The 17,927-nt window shown below is 71.9% G+C and carries 11 protein-coding genes; 5 read left to right on the top strand and 6 right to left on the bottom strand.

From position 1 onward, the window contains the following. The first annotated feature begins 46 nt into the window (after nucleotides 1-46). The 3 genes from pulA to ACZ60Q_RS01530 all read left to right on the top strand — a co-directional run bounded on the left by pulA (nucleotide 47) and on the right by ACZ60Q_RS01530 (nucleotide 8,543). Nucleotides 47-5,365, top strand: a complete 5,319-nt coding sequence (gene pulA, locus ACZ60Q_RS01540; RefSeq protein WP_469626742.1) for a pullulanase-type alpha-1,6-glucosidase — start codon at nucleotides 47-49, stop codon at nucleotides 5,363-5,365. A 180-nt stretch (nucleotides 5,366-5,545) separates the two neighbouring features. Then, nucleotides 5,546-7,705, top strand: a complete 2,160-nt coding sequence (locus ACZ60Q_RS01535) for an ATP-binding protein (RefSeq protein ID WP_469627964.1) — start codon at nucleotides 5,546-5,548, stop codon at nucleotides 7,703-7,705. A 127-nt stretch (nucleotides 7,706-7,832) separates the two neighbouring features. Continuing rightward, nucleotides 7,833-8,543 carry a DUF2470 domain-containing protein gene (locus tag ACZ60Q_RS01530; protein WP_469626739.1) on the top strand — a complete coding sequence of 237 codons (711 nt, stop codon included), beginning with the start codon at nucleotides 7,833-7,835 and terminating at the stop codon, nucleotides 8,541-8,543. Nucleotides 8,544-8,565: 22 nt separating this feature from the next. On the opposite strand, the gene ACZ60Q_RS01525 is transcribed toward ACZ60Q_RS01530, so the two are convergent. The 3 genes from ACZ60Q_RS01525 to ACZ60Q_RS01515 all read right to left on the bottom strand — a co-directional run bounded on the left by ACZ60Q_RS01525 (nucleotide 8,566) and on the right by ACZ60Q_RS01515 (nucleotide 11,402). Then, the gene (locus tag ACZ60Q_RS01525) at nucleotides 8,566-9,309 is read right to left on the bottom strand and encodes a TetR/AcrR family transcriptional regulator (protein ID WP_469626736.1); all 744 of its coding nucleotides are present in this window, start codon (nucleotides 9,307-9,309) and stop codon (nucleotides 8,566-8,568) included. A 101-nt stretch (nucleotides 9,310-9,410) separates the two neighbouring features. Next, nucleotides 9,411-10,493 (bottom strand): PDR/VanB family oxidoreductase, encoded by a 1,083-nt coding sequence (locus tag ACZ60Q_RS01520; protein ID WP_469626733.1) that lies wholly within the window; start codon nucleotides 10,491-10,493, stop codon nucleotides 9,411-9,413. Nucleotides 10,494-10,496: 3 nt separating this feature from the next. Then, nucleotides 10,497-11,402, bottom strand: a complete 906-nt coding sequence (locus tag ACZ60Q_RS01515; protein WP_469626730.1) for a metal-dependent hydrolase — start codon at nucleotides 11,400-11,402, stop codon at nucleotides 10,497-10,499. A 91-nt stretch (nucleotides 11,403-11,493) separates the two neighbouring features. Here ACZ60Q_RS01515 and ACZ60Q_RS01510 point away from each other — a divergent pair, with 91 nt between their 5' ends. After that, nucleotides 11,494-12,246 (top strand): class I SAM-dependent methyltransferase, encoded by a 753-nt coding sequence (locus ACZ60Q_RS01510; RefSeq protein WP_469626727.1) that lies wholly within the window; start codon nucleotides 11,494-11,496, stop codon nucleotides 12,244-12,246. Nucleotides 12,247-12,479: 233 nt separating this feature from the next. Here ACZ60Q_RS01510 and ACZ60Q_RS01505 read toward each other — a convergent pair whose 3' ends face one another. Next, nucleotides 12,480-13,127, bottom strand: a complete 648-nt coding sequence (locus ACZ60Q_RS01505; RefSeq protein ID WP_469626725.1) for a LuxR C-terminal-related transcriptional regulator — start codon at nucleotides 13,125-13,127, stop codon at nucleotides 12,480-12,482. Further along, nucleotides 13,112-14,380 carry a sensor histidine kinase gene (locus ACZ60Q_RS01500; protein WP_469626722.1) on the bottom strand — a complete coding sequence of 423 codons (1,269 nt, stop codon included), beginning with the start codon at nucleotides 14,378-14,380 and terminating at the stop codon, nucleotides 13,112-13,114. Before ACZ60Q_RS01500 ends, ACZ60Q_RS01505 begins: the two co-directional genes overlap by 16 nt. Before the next feature lie 244 nt (nucleotides 14,381-14,624). On the opposite strand from ACZ60Q_RS01500, the gene ACZ60Q_RS01495 reads away from it, so the two are divergent. After that, nucleotides 14,625-16,772: an MMPL family transporter gene (locus ACZ60Q_RS01495; protein ID WP_469626719.1), complete on the top strand. Its 2,148-nt coding sequence runs from the start codon at nucleotides 14,625-14,627 to the stop codon at nucleotides 16,770-16,772. 80 nt (nucleotides 16,773-16,852) lie between these two features. On the opposite strand, the gene ACZ60Q_RS01490 is transcribed toward ACZ60Q_RS01495, so the two are convergent. Next, nucleotides 16,853-17,512, bottom strand: coding sequence for a winged helix-turn-helix domain-containing protein (locus ACZ60Q_RS01490; RefSeq protein WP_469626716.1), 660 nt, complete (start codon nucleotides 17,510-17,512; stop codon nucleotides 16,853-16,855). Nucleotides 17,513-17,927: the final 415 nt, after the last annotated feature.

The following is a 17,927-nucleotide window of genomic DNA, read 5'->3' as shown; positions in this document are numbered from 1 at the left end:
CCGCCTGCGTACCGATCGACCGATCAAGCCCCGAGGAGTGCCCTCCGTGTCCCGAACCATCCCCGGACGATGGGCGGTGGCCGCCCTGTGCGCGGCGCTGCTGCCCGTCGTCCCGGCGGCCACCGCCGCCGCGTCGCCCCGGCCGCCGGCCCCGCCCTCGGACACGAAACTCGCCCGTGAGGCGGACCGGCACGACCTCACACGCGAGCAGTTCTACTTCGTGCTGCCCGACCGGTTCGCCAACGGCGACGCCTCCAACGACCGCGGCGGACTGACCGGTTCGCGGCTGGAGCACGGCTACGACCCCACCGACAAGGGGTTCTACCAGGGCGGCGACCTCAAGGGCCTCACCCGGAAACTCGACTACATCAAGGACCTCGGCACCACCGCCATCTGGATGGCGCCGATCTTCAAGAACCGGCCCGTGCAGGGGACCGGCAAGGACGCCTCGGCGGGCTACCACGGCTACTGGATCACCGACTTCACCCAGGTCGACCCGCACTTCGGCACCAACGCCGACCTGGAGCGGCTGATCGACAAGGCCCACGCCAAGGGCATGAAGGTCTTCTTCGACGTCATCACCAACCACACCGCCGACACCGTCGACCACGCGGAGAAGGCCTACGGCTACAAGCCCAAGGGCGCCTTCCCCTACCTCGACGGGAACGGCCGCCCCTTCGACGACCGGGACGGCGTCGAGCAGGTCGACCGGGACTCCTTCCCGTACACCCCGGTCCAGGCCCCCGGCACCGGCGAGAAGGTCCCGTCCTGGCTCAACGACCCCACCATGTACCACAACCGGGGTGACTCGACGTGGGCCGGCGAGTCCAACGAGTACGGCGACTTCTCCGGGCTCGACGACCTGTGGACCGAGCGTCCCGAGGTCGTGAGGGGCATGGAGAAGATCTACGAGAAGTGGGTCCGCGACTTCGACATCGACGGCTTCCGCATCGACACGGTCAAACACGTCGACCTGGACTTCTGGACCCAGTGGGCCACCGCGCTCGACGCGTACGCCGCGAAGCGCGGCAGGGACGACTTCTTCATGTTCGGCGAGATCTACTCCGCCGACACCGAGGTCACCTCGCCCTATGTGACCCGGGGCCGCCTGGACTCGACGCTCGACTTCCCGTTCCAGGACGCCGCCCGGCAGTTCGCCTCCCAGGGCGCGCCCGCCGACCGGCTCGCCTCCGTCTACGGCAACGACTACCGCTACACCACCGACAAGGCCAACGCCTACGAGCAGGTCACCTTCCTCGGCAACCACGACATGGGCCGCATCGGGACCTTCCTGAAGCAGGACAACCCGAAGGCCGATGACGCCGAGCTGCTGAAGCGGGCCCGGCTCGCAGACGAACTGATGTTCCTCGGCCGGGGCAACCCGGTGGTCTACTACGGCGACGAGCAGGGCTTCACCGGAGCCGGCGGCGACAAGGACTCCCGCCAGACCCTCTTCGCCTCGAAGACCGCCGACTACCTCGACGACGACCAGCTCGGCACCGATCGCACCCACGCCTCGGACGCGTACGACACGAAGCACCCGCTCTACCGCTCCATCGCCGCGCTCTCGAAGCTCACCAAGAGCCACCCGGCGCTGCGCGACGGCACCCAGATCGAGCGGCACGCGCGGGGCCAGGTGTACGCCACCTCGCGTATCGCGACCGAGCGCCCGTACGAATACCTCGTCGCCTCCAACAACGGCACGAGCCCGAAGGAGGTCCAGCTCGCCACCGAGTCGGCCGACATGAACTTCCGTACGCTGTACGGCGGGTCCGGGTCCACCCGCAGCGGCAAGGACAAGAAGGTCACCGTCACCGTGCCCGCCCTCTCCAGCATCGTGCTGAAGGCGGACCGGCCGGTCGGCTCTCACGCCACCAAGCCGGCGGTCGCGCTCACGGCCCCGGCCGCCGGTGCGACCGGCACCGTCGAGATCTCCGCCGACGTGGACGGCGGACAGCTCAACCGGGTCGTCTTCGCCGCCCAGGTGGGCAACGGGAAGTGGCAGACGCTCGGTTCGGCCGACCACGCCCCGTACAAGGTCACCCAGTATCTCGACGAGACGGTGAAGGCGGGCACCCCGCTGCGCTACAAGGCCGTCGTCGTCGACCGGACGGGCCGCACCTCCAGTGCTCTCGCCTCGACCACCGCCGGTCAGGCACCGCAGCCCGCGAAGCCCGTCGCCGTCGAACGCGACCGGGCCCTCGTCCACTACCGGCGGGCCGACGGCGACTACGAGGGCTGGCAGCTGAAGTCCGGCGGGAAGTCCGCCGAGTTCATCGGCCGGGACGCCTACGGCGCGTTCGCCTGGATCGACCTGGAGAAGGGCACCGACTCCGTCCCGTACACCGTCGAGAAGAACGGCGCGGCGGACGGACCGCAGCGGACGATCGGCCTCGGCGTGACCGGCCAGGTCTGGATCGAGCAGGGCAAGGACGGGCAGGCGGTCGAAGCCCCCGAGGCCCCGCCGCAGGACACCGGCAAGGCCATCCTCAACTACCACCGCCCGGACGGGGACTACGACGGCTGGGGACTGCACACCTGGGCCGGGGCCAAGGAGCCCACCGACTGGTCGAAGCCGCTGAGGCCCACGAAGAAGGACGCCTACGGGGTCACCTTCGAGGTACCGCTCGTCGACGGCGCCACCTCGCTCAGCTACATCCTGCACAAGGGCGACGAGAAGGACCTGCCCACCGATCAGTCCCTCGACCTCGCCACGTACGGCCACGAGGTCTGGATGCTCGGCGGCAAGCCGGGCTACCTGCTCCCGCAGACGGGCGGCGGCGCTGCCCCCGACCTCTCCCAGGCCCAGGCGCAGTGGCTCGACGCGGACACCGTCGTCTGGAAGGTGAAGACGACCGACGCCACCAGCCAGCAGCTCGTGTACGCGAAGAAGGGGGGCATCTCCGTCGTCGACGGGGCGCTCTCCGACGAAGGCCAGTGGCTGCGGCTCACCCCGGGCGCGCTCAGCGACGCGCAGAAGGCGAAGTACCCGCACCTGGGGGACTACCCGGCGTTCACCGTGGACGTCCGCGACCGGGACCGGGTCCGTGAATCCCTGCGCGGCCAGATCGTCGCCACCCAACGCGCCGCCAACGGCGCTCTGCTCGCCGCCACCGGCGTACAGACCGCGGGCATTCTGGACGACCTGTACGGGAAGAAGGCGGCCTCCGCCGCACTCGGCCCGGTCTTCCGGAAGGGCACGCCCACGCTCTCCGTCTGGGCCCCGACCGCCCGGACCGTATCGCTCGAACTCGACGGCCGTACACACCCGATGAAACGCGACGACCGCACCGGCGTCTGGTCGGTCACCGGGAAGAAGAGCTGGCGGGGCAAGCCCTACCGGTACGCCGTGACCGTCTGGGCCCCCACCGTCCAGAAGGTGGTCACCAACAAGGTCACCGACCCCTACTCCACGGCCCTGACCGCGGACTCCGCCCGCAGCCTCGTCGTCGACCTCACCGACCCGAAGCTGGCCCCGCGCGGCTGGTCCGGTCTGAAGAAGCCCGCCGCGACTCCACTGCGGGACGCCCAGATCCAGGAACTGCACGTCCGTGACTTCTCGGTCACGGACCGCACGGCGGCCCACCCCGGTGAATACCTCGCCTTCACCGACACCCGCTCCAAGGGCATGAAGCACCTCAAGAAGCTCGCCGACGCCGGCACCGGCTACGTGCATCTGCTGCCCGTCTTCGACATCGGGACGATCCCGGAGAAGAAGAAGGACCAGGCGGTGCCCGCCTGCGAGCTGTCCGTCTACGCGCCCGACTCCGAGGAGCAGCAGGCCTGCGTCAGCAAGGCCGCCGCCAAGGACGGCTTCAACTGGGGCTACGACCCGCTGCACTACACCGTCCCCGAGGGCTCCTACGCCTCCGACCCGGACGGCACCCGGCGCACGGTCGAGTTCCGGCAGATGGTGCGGGGCCTCAACCAGGCCGGTCTGCGCACCGTCATGGACGTCGTCTACAACCACACCGTCGCCTCCGGCCAGGACGACAAGTCGGTCCTCGACCGGATCGTGCCCGGCTACTACCAGCGGCTCCTGGAGGACGGCGCCGTCGCCACCTCCACCTGCTGCGCCAACACCGCGCCCGAGAACACCATGATGGGCAAGCTCGTCGTCGACTCGATCGTCACCTGGGCGAAGGAGTACAAGGTCGACGGCTTCCGCTTCGACCTGATGGGCCACCACCCCAAGGACAACATCCTCGCCGTCCGTGCGGCGCTGGACGGGCTGACGCCCGCGAAGGACGGCGTCGACGGCAAGAAGATCATCCTGTACGGGGAGGGCTGGAACTTCGGCGAGATCGCCGACGACGCCCGCTTCGTCCAGGCCACCCAGAAGAACATGGCCGGCACCGGCATCGCCACCTTCTCCGACCGGGCCCGCGACGCCGTGCGCGGCGGCGGCCCCTTCGACGAGGACCCCGGCGTCCAGGGCTTCGCCACCGGCCTCTACACCGACCCCAACTCCTCCCCGGCCAACGGCACCCGCGCCGAGCAGAAGGCCCGGCTGCTGCACTACCAGGACCTGATCAAGGTCGGCCTCACCGGCAACCTCGCCGACTACACCTTCACCGACACCTCCGGCCGAACCGTCAAGGGCTCCGAGGTCGACTACAACGGGGCGCCCGCCGGATACGCGGCAGCCCCCGGCGACGCGCTCGCCTACTCCGACGCCCACGACAACGAGACCCTCTTCGACACCCTCGCCTTCAAGCTCCCGGCCTCCACCACGGCCGCCGAACGGGCCAGGGCCCAGGTGGTGGCCATGGCCGCCTCCGTCCTCTCGCAGGGACCCTCGCTCTCCCAGGCGGGCACCGACCTGCTGCGCTCCAAGTCCCTGGACCGCAACTCCTACGACAGCGGCGACTGGTTCAACGCCCTGCACTGGGACTGCCGCGACGGCAACGGCTTCGGCCGGGGCCTGCCGCCCGCCGCCGACAACCAGGACAAGTGGGCGTACGCCAAGCCGCTCCTGGCCGCCGCCGGCACCATCGCGCCGGACTGCGCGCGGATCGACGGGGCCTCGGCCGCCTACCGTGACCTGCTCACCATCCGCTCCACCGAGAAGGAGTTCTCCCTCACCACCGCGGACCAGGTGCGGTCCGCGCTGTCCTTCCCGCTCTCCGGCACCACCGAGACCCCCGGCGTGATCACCATGCGCCTCGGCGACCTGGTCGTCGTCCTCAACGCCGCGCCGACCACCGCCGACCAGCGGCTCGCCGCGCCGACGGGGAAGACGTACGCCCTGCACCCCGTCCAGGCCAAGGGTGCGGACTCTACGGTCAAACGAGCCAGGTACGACGGGAAATCGGCCACTTTCACCGTACCGGGACGCACGGTGGCCGTCTTCACGCTGCGCTGACCTCCGGCAGCACTACGGTGACGGCAGACGTCGGCAATGGAGCCGCGACAGCCGTCCTGGTCCACCGGGCCGGTCCCGCTCTCCCCACCGGGGAGGCGGGACCGGCCCGGTGCGCGCGACAGGAGCCCCACCCGGGGCGGTCGGCTCGCCGGCGCACAGTGCCCCAGCGTGCGGACGGTGATGATGACCAAGGTGGGATACCTTCCCGACGAGACGAGCAGCTTCGTCGGGAGGCGGGCCGAACTGGCCCGGCTGCACACCGCGTTGACCACCCGGCGGATGACCACCCTGATCGGTCCCGGCGGCGTCGGCAAGACCCGGCTCGCCGTCCGGGCCGCCCGCGCCGCCGCCGACCGTTACGCGGACGGCGCCTGGTGGGCCGACCTCTCCCCGCTCCCCGACGACGGGCTGCTGCTCCCCACCGTCTCGGAGGCCGTCGGACTCGCCGACCACACCCTGCGGATGCCCGTCGAGGCGCTCTGCGAATGGCTCGGCGACAAACGCCTCCTGCTGGTCCTCGACTCCGCCGAACACCTCCGGGGCCCCTGCTCCCATCTGCTGGCCGAGATCCTGACCACCTCGGCGGGACTGACCGTCCTGGTCACCAGCAGACAGCCGCTCGGCACCCGGGGCGAGTACGTCGTCGAGGTGCAGCCGCTCCCCGTCGACGGCGCTCCCGACGCCCTCCAGCTCTTCGCCGACCGGCTGCGCGCCGCCGACCCCCGGGCCGGTCTCGACGCCCCCGGCGACGAGGCGGCCGCCGCCGAGATCTGCCGCCGCCTGGAAGGCATCCCGCTGGCCATCGAACTGGCTGTCGCGGGCATCGGCCGGCTCAGCGTGGCCCAGCTCGCCGCCCGGATCGGCACCCGCTTCGACGCCCGGAGCGCCGGCTTCGGCACGCACGAGGGCGGCGGAGTCCTCTCCCTCGGCCTCGAATGCGGAGCATCGGGCGCGGACGGGGCGAAGGAGGACCCGGGCACGGCCCACCCCGACCTCCTCGCCGACGCGACGGCGTGGCCCCGCCGCCACCGCACCCTGCGCACCGCCATCGGCTGGTCCCACGAGCTGTGCACCCCGCTGGAGCGCCTCCTGTGGGCCCGCCTCACCCCGCTGCGGACCGACTTCGACGCGGAGGTCGCCCGCGAGGTCTGCGCGGGCGGCCCGCTCACCCCGGACGAGGTGGACCGGGCGCTCCAGGGCCTCGTCGCCCAGTCCGTCGTCCAGCGCGACGGCGACCGCTACCGGATGCTCGACACGCTCCGCGAGTACGGCCGGATGTGGCTCACCGAACTGGGCGAGGCCCGCGCCGCCGCCGACCGGCACGCCGACAACTTCCTCGGCCTCGCCCGCCGCGCCCACGACGGCTGGACCGGACCGGACCAGGTGTCCTGGTACCACAAGGTGTCCGACACCCACCTCGACCTGTGCGCCGCCCTGGAGCACCTGCTCGTCCACGACGTCGGCGGGGCCCAGGAGATGGCGGGCCGTGTCGGCTTCTTCTGGGCCTGCTGCGGCCACCTCGCCGAGGCCCGGAGCTACGCCCAGCGCGCCCTGGACGCGGGTTCCGTGGACGGACCCCACCGGACCAGGCTGCAATGGGTCCTCGGCGTCGCGGCCCTGCTCCAGGGCGACTTCGCGACCGCTGACAAGTACGGCGCGCTCTGCACGGCCACCGCCCTGTACGACCGGGACGACGAGGGCATGCTCGGCGCGGCCTATCTCTCCGGCCTCACCCGGCTGATGACCGGGGAGCCCGCCTCGGCCCTGGACGCGGCCGGGCGGGTCCTGCGGATGACCGAGAGCGTCCCGGTGGACTCGGCCCACCGGCTGCGCTGCCGCCTCGTCACCGTCTTCGCGCTCACGGCGCTCGGCCGGCTCGCCGAGTCGGAGGCGGCGGCCACCGAGCTGCGCCGCGCCTGTGAACGCGGCGGCGAATACTGGACCCGCTCCTACGCGGACTACCAGCTCGCCCTGATCGCCCTGTTCCAGGGCCGCCCGGCCGCCTCCGCGGCGCACGCCCGGTCGATGCTCGCGGGCAAGCACCGGCTCCGCGACAGCTTCGGCATCGCGCTGGGCCTGGACATCCTGGCCGCCGCCATCGCCGCCCAGGGCGCGGGCGCGCAGGCCGCCCGGGTCTACGGCACCGGTCACGCGTACTGGCGCATGGTCGGCCATCCCCAGCGCGGCACGCCGGAGCTGGGGCCGGTCCGTGAGAAGTGCGAGCTCCAGGCGCGGGCGGCCGTCGGCGACGAGGCCTACCGGTGCGCCTTCGAGCGCGGCCAGTCGGACAACGCGGAGGTGGGCCTCGCCGCCGCCCTGCGCACGGAGCTACAGCTCTGACCTGGCAGTGGGCGGGGACCGGTACGCGGATGGAGTCCCCGGACTACCCACACCCCGGCCATGTGGGTAAGGTTAGGCATACCTAAGTGGCAGCTTGGGTTCCGCTGACCCTCCCTGGAGAACTCGGATGCGTCTTTCCCGCTCCCGCGCCACGCGGCCGACCCGCGCCGAACGCGTCCGGTCGATCCTGACCGTCGCCCACTCCATGACCGTGGTCAGTGACGGGCTGCACACCGAAGTCCGCCGCCTCGACGGCACGGGCGCGATGGGCCACATCCACCTGCACGCCCCGAACGACGGCGGCCACGCGCCGAGCGCCGAACGCGTCCCGGCCCGGCTGGAGTTCACGGACATCGCCCCCACCCCCGTACGCGACCGGCTGCGCGCCCGTGTCACGGTCACCGGGCTGCTCGCCGCCCCGTACACCACCGGCACCGGCACCGAGCACAGCACCTGCATGGAGTTCGGGCAGGCCGTCCTGGAGGACGCAGAGGGACGCACCTTCGTCACCCTGGAGGAGCTGGAGGAGGTGGAGACCGACCCGATCGCCGCCTGCGAGGCGGGCATGCTCACCCATCTGGTGGACGACCACGCCGAACTCGTCCCACTGCTCCTGCGCCTCGTCCATCCCCGCCCGGAGCGCGGTATGACGCGGGCCGTGCCGCTGGCGATGGACCGCTTCGGGCTGACCCTGCGGCTCGAATACCCGAGCACCCACGAGGACGTCACGCTGCCGTTCCCGCGCCCGGTCACCGAGATCGACCAGGCGGGCCCGCAGATCCATGCCCTGCTGGCCGCCGCCCGCCGCGTCTCCCACCGCAACGGCCTGCCGGCCTGATCCCGCTTCCCGCCCGGCGTGCTCAGTGCGGCAGACGCTGCGCGGGCACGTCCGGCACGTCCGGCACGTCCGGGGCGAACGCGGAGAGCCGGGTGAGCCGGGCGAGCAGTTCCCCGAACGGGCCGTCCGCCGGCTCCTGGGCCAGCACCCGCAGCACGATGCCCGCCATCTCCTCGTCGTACGCGGCGCTGACCGCCGCGAGCGCCGCGAAGTCGTGCACCAACTGCGTCTCCAACTCGGCGCGCGGGATGCGCCGCCCGTCCAGCCAGATCAGCGCCGTCGACTCGGCGAGCGAGACCCAGGAGCGGACCACCAGCTCCAGCCGGGCGGGCGGTTCGGTCACTCCGAGGTGCGTGATGATCTGCTCGTACGCGGCCTGCCGCACCCCGTCGATCATGGCGTTCGCCGTCGAGGAACCGGCCGCGGGTCCGCCCCGCATCAGCGCCGAGAAGCCGGGGCCGTGCTCGTCGACGAAGTCGAAGAACCGTCCCATCACGCGCAGCAGCCGCGCGCCCAGCGGCCCTTCGAGGGGTTCCAGGAAGCGGGCCGCCAGCTCGTCCGCGGCCCGCCGCAGCGCCGCCTCGTACAGACTCTGCTTCCCGGGGAAGTAGTGGTACACCAGCGGACGGGAGATGCCCGCGGCCGCGGCGATCTCGTCGATCGACACATCCTCGGGCGAGCGACGGCTGAACAACTCCAGCGCGACGCCGATCAGTTGCTGTCTGCGTTCGTCGACGCCCATCCTGCGCCGCATCCCGGTCGTCATACGGACAGCCTATCCGGGCTCGGAGGCGTCTGACCGATCATGCCGCGCTCGTGTGCCCGGGGCCGGACCTCGCGCGGCGGACGCCGAGCCCACGCCCGCCCTCAGAGGTCCAGGACCAGACGTCCGCCGCGACAGCGCGAGACGCAGATCAGCATCGAGTCGCCCCGCTCGTCGTCGGTCAGCAGACCGTCGCGGTGATCGATCTCGCCCTCCAGGACCCGCTGTTGACAGGTCCCGCAGAACCCCTGCTCGCAGGAGTACGCGACATGGGGCGCCGCCGTGCGGACGGCGGCCAGGACCGACTGCCCGGCCGCGACAGGCACCGTGCGCCCGCTGCGCCGCAACTCCACCTCGAACGCCCCGGAACCGGGCCCCGCGGCGTCCCCCGGCGCGGCCGAGAACCGCTCCAGGTGCAGGGGGTGCCCGTCGGGGAGCGCGGCGGCGACGGCGTCCATCAGTGGCTCGGGACCGCAGCAGTAGACCGCCGTGTCCGGGGCGAGACCGGCCAGCGCCGTCGTGACGTCCGGGTGGCCCGCCTCGTCCTGGGCGACGACCGTGACCCGGCCCCCGTCCGCACCGAGCCTCTCGATCTCCTCCAGGAACGGCATCGACCCCCGTGACCTGCCTCCGTACAGCAGCCGCCAGTCGGCCCCCGACGCGGCCAGCGACCGCAGCATCGGCAGGACCGGGGTGATCCCGATGCCGCCGACGACGAAGACGTACCCCGGGGCCGAGGTCAGCGGGAACCGGTTGCGCGGCCCGCGCACCTCGATCTCCAGACCTTCCCGGAGCTGTTGGTGCACCTCCCGCGAACCGCCCCGGCCGTCCTCCACCAGCCGGGTCGCCACCGTGTACGCGCCGCTGTCCGCCGGGTCGCCGCACAGCGAGTACTGCCGCACCAGGCCGGACGGCAGCACCAGGTCCAGATGGGCCCCCGGCTCCCAGCGAGGCAGACCGGTCCCCTCCAGCCGGAGCCGCACGACACCGTCGGCGATCACGGTCCGCCCGGTGATCAGCAGCCGGCGCACCGAGGTCGCGCGCCGTTTCGAGTGGCCCGATATCGGTACGGGCAGAGCGGGCAGGGGCCACAACGGAGACCGGGCGATCCGGCGTCTCAGGGCGCGCCGGGTGAGCAGGGCGGCTCCGGAGACCAGCACGACGGTTCGCAGACGGGGCAGCACCATGGGTCAGGCCCCTCCCGACGTGGCGGTCTCCGCGGCGAGTGCGGCGGGGGAGTGGGCGAGGTAGTCCACGGCCTGGGCCGTACTGCCCTCCTGCGACGGGTGGTACGACCGGCTGAGATAGCTGGGCACGGACCGCAGGATCGCGCCCGTGCTGGGCAGTGTGCCCCGCTTCCCGCTCGTGTGGAACGCCTTGAAGGAGGCCTTGCCGCCCGGCAGCGTGGGGTCGTTCGCCATGAAGAAGCGGATGCCGCGCTGCCAGAGGAACACCAGCGCGGAGAACGCCGCCGCCCAGGTGCGCACCCGCCGGCGGTAGCCGCCGTCCACGTGCATGAAGACGTCGAAGGCCACCGAGCGGTGCTCGACCTCCTCCGCCCCGTGCCAGCGCAGCAGATCGAGCATCGTGGGATCCGCGCCCCGGCGGTCCAGGGCGTCGGCGTTGAGGATCCAGTCGCCGAGGAACGCGGTGTAGTGCTCGATCGCCGCGATCGTCGCCACCCGCTCCATCAGCCACCACTTCGAGGCCCGTCCCGGCGGCAGTGTCCGGTCCCCGAGGAGCTTCTCGAAGAACCAGTCGACCTGCGCGGTGTACGGGGTCGGGTCGAGTCCCAACTCCCGCAGGTGTGGCAGCACATCGTCGTGCGCCTGCGAATGCACGGCCTCCTGGCCGATGAACCCGATGACGTCCTCGCGCAGTCGGTCGTCATGGAGGTACGGGAGTATCTGCCGGTACACATGGATGAACCAGCGTTCCCCGGCCGGGAGCAGCAGGTGGAGCACGTTGATGGTGTGTGTGGTGAACGGGTCGCCCGGCACCCAGTGCAGCGGGGTCCCCTCCCAGTCGAAGGACACCTTGCGGGCCTTGAGGGGCGTCCGCTCCGCCGCGACCGCCGCTGGCTGCTTATGAGACATGCCGTCAATGTACTGACGGGTATGCGGGGGGTACCAGAGGCGTGCAGAGATTTCCGTGCCGCTCCGGAGGCCCCGCGCGATGATTGCTCGTATGACAAATCCTGTGCGGGCCCGCTCCTTCGATGCCATCGCCGCCGCCTATGACGCGCACCGCCCCTCCTACCCGCCCGCCCTGTTCGACGCCGTCGAGGAGCTGGCCGGGTTGCCGCTCGCCGGAGCCCGGGTCACGGACGTCGGAGCGGGGACCGGGCTCGGCACGGCGCGGCTGCACGAGCGCGGGGCCCGGGTCACGGCGGTGGAACCGGGTGACGGGATGGCCGAGCAGTTCCGCCGGAGCCTGCCGGACGTCCCCCTGGTCCGGGGCGACGGGAACAACCTGCCACTACGGACCGGCTCCATGGACCTGATCACGTACGCCCAAGCTTGGCACTGGACCGACCCCGCCCGCTCGATCCCGGAGGGCCGCCGGGTACTGCGGCCGGGCGGGGCGCTGGTGCTGTGGTGGAACGACGGCGACTCGTCTGTGGAGTGGCTGGCCGACCAGGAGAACCGTATGCGGACCTTCTTCGGGGTGGAGATCCCCGCCGTACCGTCCCACCGGGCCCGCTTCCGGGCGGAGCTGCCCGACGGGCTCGACTTCCGCACCCGGCAGGTGACGTGGAGCCGCCGCGTACCGATCGACGCCCATATCGCCAACCTGGCCACCCACTCCGACTTCCTCATCGGCGAACCGGCGGTGGTCCGCGCCTACTTCGACCGTGAACGGGCCCTGCTGACCGCCCTGTTCCCGGACGGCGAGGTGGAGGAGGCCTACGTCGTGAGTCTTGCCGTAGCCCACCCCTGAGTCCGAGGTGGCGCTGATCTTCAGGAAGCCGCCCAGAGTGTGCGGCGAGGCGGCGGACCGGGCGATGGCGGCGGGCCGGTAGCCCAGCCGCTCGGTCACGGCCCCCATGGTGCGCCGCGAATCGGCGGGGCGGTTCACGGGCTGAACGGAGCCCCGGGCCCACCGGCCCGCTCGACGGCGGAGGCGAAGGCGGCGGAGGAGCGTCCCGGGGCGGCGGCACGCGACGCGTCGGATCAGCCGTGGTCCAGATACGCCAGCACCGCCAGCACCCGACGGTTGTCGTCGTCCGACGGAGGCAGATCGAGCTTGCCGAAGATGTTCGACGTGTGCTTGGCCACCGCCCGTTCCGTGATCACCAGCTGTGAGGCGATGGCGGCGTTGGAGCGGCCCTGGGCCACCAACTCCATCACCTCCCGCTCGCGCGGGGTGAGTCCGCCCATCGGCCTGTCCCGCGAACGGCGCGACAGGAGCTGGGAGATGACCTGCGGGTCCATCGCCGTGCCGCCCGCCGCCACCCGCCGTACCGCGTCGATGAACTGGTCCGCGTCGAAGACCCGGTCCTTCAGCAGATAGCCGATGCCGCCGTCGCCGTCCGCCAGCAACTCCCGTGCGTACAGCTGCTCCACGTGCTGCGAGAGCACCAGCACCGGAAGCCCCGGCCGCGCCCGACGGGCCGCCAGGGCGCACTGGAGTCCCTCGTCCGTGTGGGACGGCGGGAGCCGGACGTCGACGACGGCGACGTCCGGCTCCAACTCGGCCAGGGCCTTGGTCAGTTCGGGCCCGGTCTCCACAGCCGCGGCGATCTCGAAGTCGTACGCCTCCAGCATGCGCACCAGGCCGTCGCGCAACAGGAAGAGATCTTCGGCTAGGACAACTCGCAAGGAATCTCCATGGTCACCATGGTGGGACCGCCCACGGGACTGCTGACGGCCAGTACGCCGTCGAATGTACCCAGTCGTCGTTCGATTCCGCTCAGACCCGAGCCCGATCCGAGCACCGCACCGCCCCTGCCGTCGTCCGTCACGGAGATCCGGAGCATCCCCTCCGCATGGTGCACATCCACGTGGATCCGCTCGGCCCCCGCGTGCTTCACCGTGTTCGTCAGGGCCTCGCTGACCGCGAAGTACGCCGCCGACTCCACCGGGGCCGCCGCCCGGCCCGGCAGCTCCACCGTCACCTCGGAGGCGACCGGCAGCCGCAGCGCCAACGCCCGGACCGCGTCGCCGAGGCCCCGCTCCGCGAGGACCGGCGGGTGGATGCCCCGGACCAGGTCGCGCAGTTCGGTCAGCGCCTGAGCCGACGACTCCCGGGCCGTCGCCAGCATCTTCTTGGCCCGCGCCGGGTCCTTCTCGATCAGCGCCTCGATCGTGCCCAGGTTCATGCCCATCGCGACCAGCCGGGCCTGCGCCCCGTCGTGCAGATCCCGCTCGATGCGGCGCAGCTCGGAGGCGGCGGTGTCCACGGCCTCGTGCCGGGTCTCGGTGAGCCGCTCGATGCGCTGCTCCAGCTCCTGGTCCTGGGTCGGCGCCAGCACCGTACGAGCGAGCACGAAGTGCAGTCGCAGCAGCGGCCGGCTCGCCCACAGCCCGGCGTGGAAGAGCGCGATCCCCAGTGCCAGGGCCGCGAGCCCCGTCGCCTGGCTGTCCACCGGCACGAACCCGTACCAGTACGGGTCGTCGCGGAACACCCGCCACAGGCCCGCCGCCAGGACGAGCCCCTCGACCGGGTAGATCATCAGGCCCGCCGCCAGCAACGCCACCACCGCGCCGGCCGTCATGTCGACCAGCAGCCACTGGAGATCCCGCCAGGTCGCCGGGTCCTTCAGCATCAGCGTGGTGCGCTCCACCTGGCCGGTGACGCCCGTCCGCAGATCCCCGGGGAAGCGCCGGTACGGAACCGGAATCCGCACGTCCGACCAGGTCACCGCCCACAGCCGCCGCTGGTTGGCGTGGATGCGGACCGCCTCCAGCACGACCGGGGTGGTGAACACGCCGATGCCCAGCAGGATGAAGGCGATCGAGAGCACCGCGAGCACGAACAGCGTGATGGACGCCGTCAGACCGGCCACCGACAGGAACAGCCCTCGCCCCGCGGCCAGTGCCGCCGGCCGCAGCCGTCCCGAGAACACCTTCATCGCGGGTCTCTCCCCCCTCACCGGAGCCGGGCCGGTCCCGGTCCGGGTGCCAGTCTCACCCGGCCCCGCTCCGCCGCGTCAGCCGGTCCGCCACCCGGCGGGGGTGTACCTGGCACCACCCCCGCACCCGCCCCCTACGCCTCAGCCACCGGGGGCTCCGACGGCTGGGGCGGACCGTGTCCGATTCCTAGATTCGAAGCGTCCCGATCGCTTACCTGACGCTTACCTCCGGGGGAGAAACCGCATGAGGCGCAATCTCGCCGCACGCATCGGCGTGTGGAGCACACATCATCGTAAGACGGCCGTTCTCGGCTGGCTGCTCTTCGTCGTGCTCGCCACGGGCCTCGGCGGGGCCACCGGCATGGTGGAGATGACCAACGCGGAGAACGGCGCGGGCGAGTCCGCCCGCGCCGAGCAGATCCTCCTCGACGCCGGACTGGACAAGCCCGCGGGTGAACTCGTCATGGTCTCCGCCCCCGCCCCCGGCGGCTGGAAGCCGGCCGCCGAAGCCCTCGCCGACGCCGTACGGGCGACCGGCGAAACGCGGAACATCGCCCCGCCCGTCGCCTCCGAGGATGGCAAGGAGGCCCTGATCGCCTTCGAGATGAAGGGCGAGGCCGCCACCTCGTCCGACCGGATCCAGCCCGTCCTGGACGCGGTCGCCGCCGTGGGCGCGGACCACCCGGACACCGAGATCCACCAGTTCGGCGAGGCCAGCGCGGGCAAGTGGCTCGGCGACCTGCTCGCCGAGGACTTCAAGAAGGCGGAGTTCACCGCCGTACCGCTGGCCCTCGGTATCCTGCTCGTCACCTTCGGCGCGGTGGTCGCCGCCCTGCTCCCGGTCGGGCTCGCCCTCACCGCGTGCATGGCCGCCTTCGGCCTCCTGTCGATCGCCAGCCACCAACTGCACCTGTTCCAGACCACGTACTCGGTGATGTTCCTGATGGGCTTCGCCGTCGGCGTCGACTACTGCCTCTTCTACCTGCGCCGCGAACGCGACGAACGCGCCGCCGGACGGGACGCCGAGAGTGCCCTGCGCATCGCGGCCGCCACCAGCGGCCGGGCGGTACTCGTCTCCGGCCTCACCGTGATGGTCGCGATGGGCGGCATGTTCCTCTCCGGGCTCCTGCTGTTCAAGGGCTTCGCGCTCGCCACGATCATCGTCGTCTTCATCGCCATGCTCGGCTCGGTCACCGTCCTGCCCGCCCTCCTCTCCTGGCTCGGCGACCGGATCGAGGCCGGCCGTGTCCCGCTGCTGAACCGCCGTGCCAAGCACGGCCAAGTGGGCAGCGGCCGGATCGTCGGCCGGGTCCTTGGCCCCGTCCTCGCCCGCCCCCGTGCCTTCGCCGTCGCCGTCGTCGTCCTGCTCCTGGCGCTCGCCGCGCCCGCCCTCGGCATGAAGACCGAATCCCTCGGCCTGGAGAAGCAGTTCGGCTCCGACTCGCAGCTCTCGATCGCCCACAGCAGGATCACCGAGAGCTTCCCCGGCGGCCCCGCCCCCGCCCTCGTCGTCGTCACCGCGCCCGACATCACCGCCCCGCGGGTCGCACAGGCCCTCGACGGCTTCGAGGACGTCACCGTCCACCGCGCCGAGAACGTCGCCGAGATCGAGATCCCCCTCCCGCGCGGCACCGCCGACCTCACCGAACTGCGCGAGCGGAAGCTGCCCGCCGCTTTCGACGGCACCGGGGCGAAGGCCCACGTCACGGGGGAGACCGCCGGATCGGTCGACTTCAACGACCAACTCCGGCGCGGCATCGTCCCGGTCTTCGCCTTCATCACGGCGGTCACCTTCCTGCTGATGCTGTTCTGCTTCCGCAGCTACGTCATCGCCGTGACGTCCATCGCCCTCAACCTGCTCTCGGTGGCCGCCTCCTACGGCGTGATGACCGCCGTCTTCCAGCACGGCTGGGGCGCCTCACTCATCGGCTCCGAGGGGGTCGGCGCGATCGAGGCGTGGATGCCGCTGTTCGTCCTCGTCGTCCTGTTCGGCCTGTCGATGGACTACCACGTGTTCGTCGTCTCCCGGATCCGGGAGGCGCGCGGCGGCGGCCTGGACAACCGGGCCGCGATCGAGACCGGCATCCGGCGCACGGCCGGGGCGGTCACCGGAGCGGCGGCCATCATGGTGGCGGTGTTCGCGGTGTTCGGCACCCTGTCCATGCAGGACATGCAGCAGATGGGCGTCGGCCTCGCCGTCGCGGTGCTGCTCGACGCCACGGTCGTACGGATGGTGCTGCTGCCCTCCGTGATGCTGCTCCTGGGTGAGCGCAACTGGCGTACCCCGCGCGGTCTTTCGCGCCTGCCGAGCCTGGAGGACGAGGGCCACGACGGGTACGGCGAGCCGACCGGGCCGGCACACGCGCCGGCTCCGGCGGCCCAGCGGGCCTGAGGCGCCCGGACGGCCCCGGACCACGGTGAGGGAGGGACCCGTGGCCCGGGGTGGCCGGACGTACGTGGTGAACCGGGCCGTCAGGGCGTGTACTTGTACCCGACCCGCCGCACCGTCTGGATCGAACGCCGGTACTCCGCACCGAGCTTGCGGCGCAGCCGGGCGACATGCACGTCGACGGTGCGCCCGTCGCCCACGTGCCCGTAGCCCCACACCGTCGTCACCAACTGGTCGCGGGTGTGCACCCGGTGCGGGTGCGCCACCAGATGGGACAGCAGCTCGAACTCCAGGTACGTGAGGTCCAGGACGACGCCGTCGACCGAAGCCGTACGCCGGGTGGCGTCGATCCGGACCGGACCGCCGGGCGCCCCCTCGTCGGCCGTCTCATCGGGCTCCGGCCGCTGGAGGAACGGCGAGCCTCCCGGCCGGAGCCGGGAGGCCGCCACGGCCCCCGCGAGCGCCGGCTGCTGGTCGGCCGGCACGAGCACCAGGTAGCCGATCATCGGCGGCTGACCGGGCAGGGCGGGCAGGGTGTGCTGCGGGGCGGGCAGCCAGGTGGCCCCGGGCGGGAGGAAGCCCGTCACATCGGCCGGTCCGGCGACCTCGTCGCTGTCGACCGCGCGCAGCCGGTGCCGGTTCGGGTGGGCGGGGAGGGAACGGGCGGTGGGACGGGCCGCAGCGGGCGCCGGGGACGCCGCCGTGGCGGCGGACGCGGCGGAGAAAGTACGAGTGTTCGCCATGAAGGTCAGCTCTTTCGCGCGAGGAGTCGTCAGGGACGGACTTACGTCGTACGCGCGGACCGAAGGCCGGGGTGAGCGGCTTTAGTGGGCCTGCGCGTTCCACGCGCGGCAACACACCCGGTCGAAATCATGGTGCTGACGGGAAGGCCAGAACGGTTCGAGGTCACTGCGACCCGACGCGATGTGCTGGTAGCTGGCCATGTGCTCCATTGAAGCAGATATCGCGGCGGGGCATCAGACTCCTCTCGCCCGTCGATACGGACCCCTGGCGTTAGGTTCCTCACGCCGGGCCGTCGCCGCCCACGGAGGAGGGGCCCGCCGAACCGGCGGGCCCCTCCCCCCTGGGGGGGCACCGGGGGCCAACAGGGCCGGCGTAAGCCCCCCCGGGCCCGCCGGGTGGGAGCTAAGCACGGGT

The sequence above is a fragment of the Streptomyces sp. NPDC104313 genome (assembly GCF_055583985.1).
This window is presented reverse-complemented; position numbering and strand designations above follow the sequence as displayed.

Coding starts and splice junctions, on each gene's coding strand:
- ACZ60Q_RS01510 (WP_469626727.1), top strand. CDS start 11,494: ATGACAAATCCTGTGCGGGCCCGCTCCTTCGATGCCATCGCCGCCGCC.
- ACZ60Q_RS01535 (WP_469627964.1), top strand. CDS start 5,546: ATGATGACCAAGGTGGGATACCTTCCCGACGAGACGAGCAGCTTCGTC.
- ACZ60Q_RS01500 (WP_469626722.1), bottom strand. CDS start 14,380: ATGAAGGTGTTCTCGGGACGGCTGCGGCCGGCGGCACTGGCCGCGGGG.
- ACZ60Q_RS01530 (WP_469626739.1), top strand. CDS start 7,833: ATGCGTCTTTCCCGCTCCCGCGCCACGCGGCCGACCCGCGCCGAACGC.
- ACZ60Q_RS01490 (WP_469626716.1), bottom strand. CDS start 17,512: ATGGCGAACACTCGTACTTTCTCCGCCGCGTCCGCCGCCACGGCGGCG.
- ACZ60Q_RS01515 (WP_469626730.1), bottom strand. CDS start 11,402: ATGTCTCATAAGCAGCCAGCGGCGGTCGCGGCGGAGCGGACGCCCCTC.
- ACZ60Q_RS01520 (WP_469626733.1), bottom strand. CDS start 10,493: ATGGTGCTGCCCCGTCTGCGAACCGTCGTGCTGGTCTCCGGAGCCGCC.
- ACZ60Q_RS01525 (WP_469626736.1), bottom strand. CDS start 9,309: ATGACGACCGGGATGCGGCGCAGGATGGGCGTCGACGAACGCAGACAG.
- ACZ60Q_RS01495 (WP_469626719.1), top strand. CDS start 14,625: ATGAGGCGCAATCTCGCCGCACGCATCGGCGTGTGGAGCACACATCAT.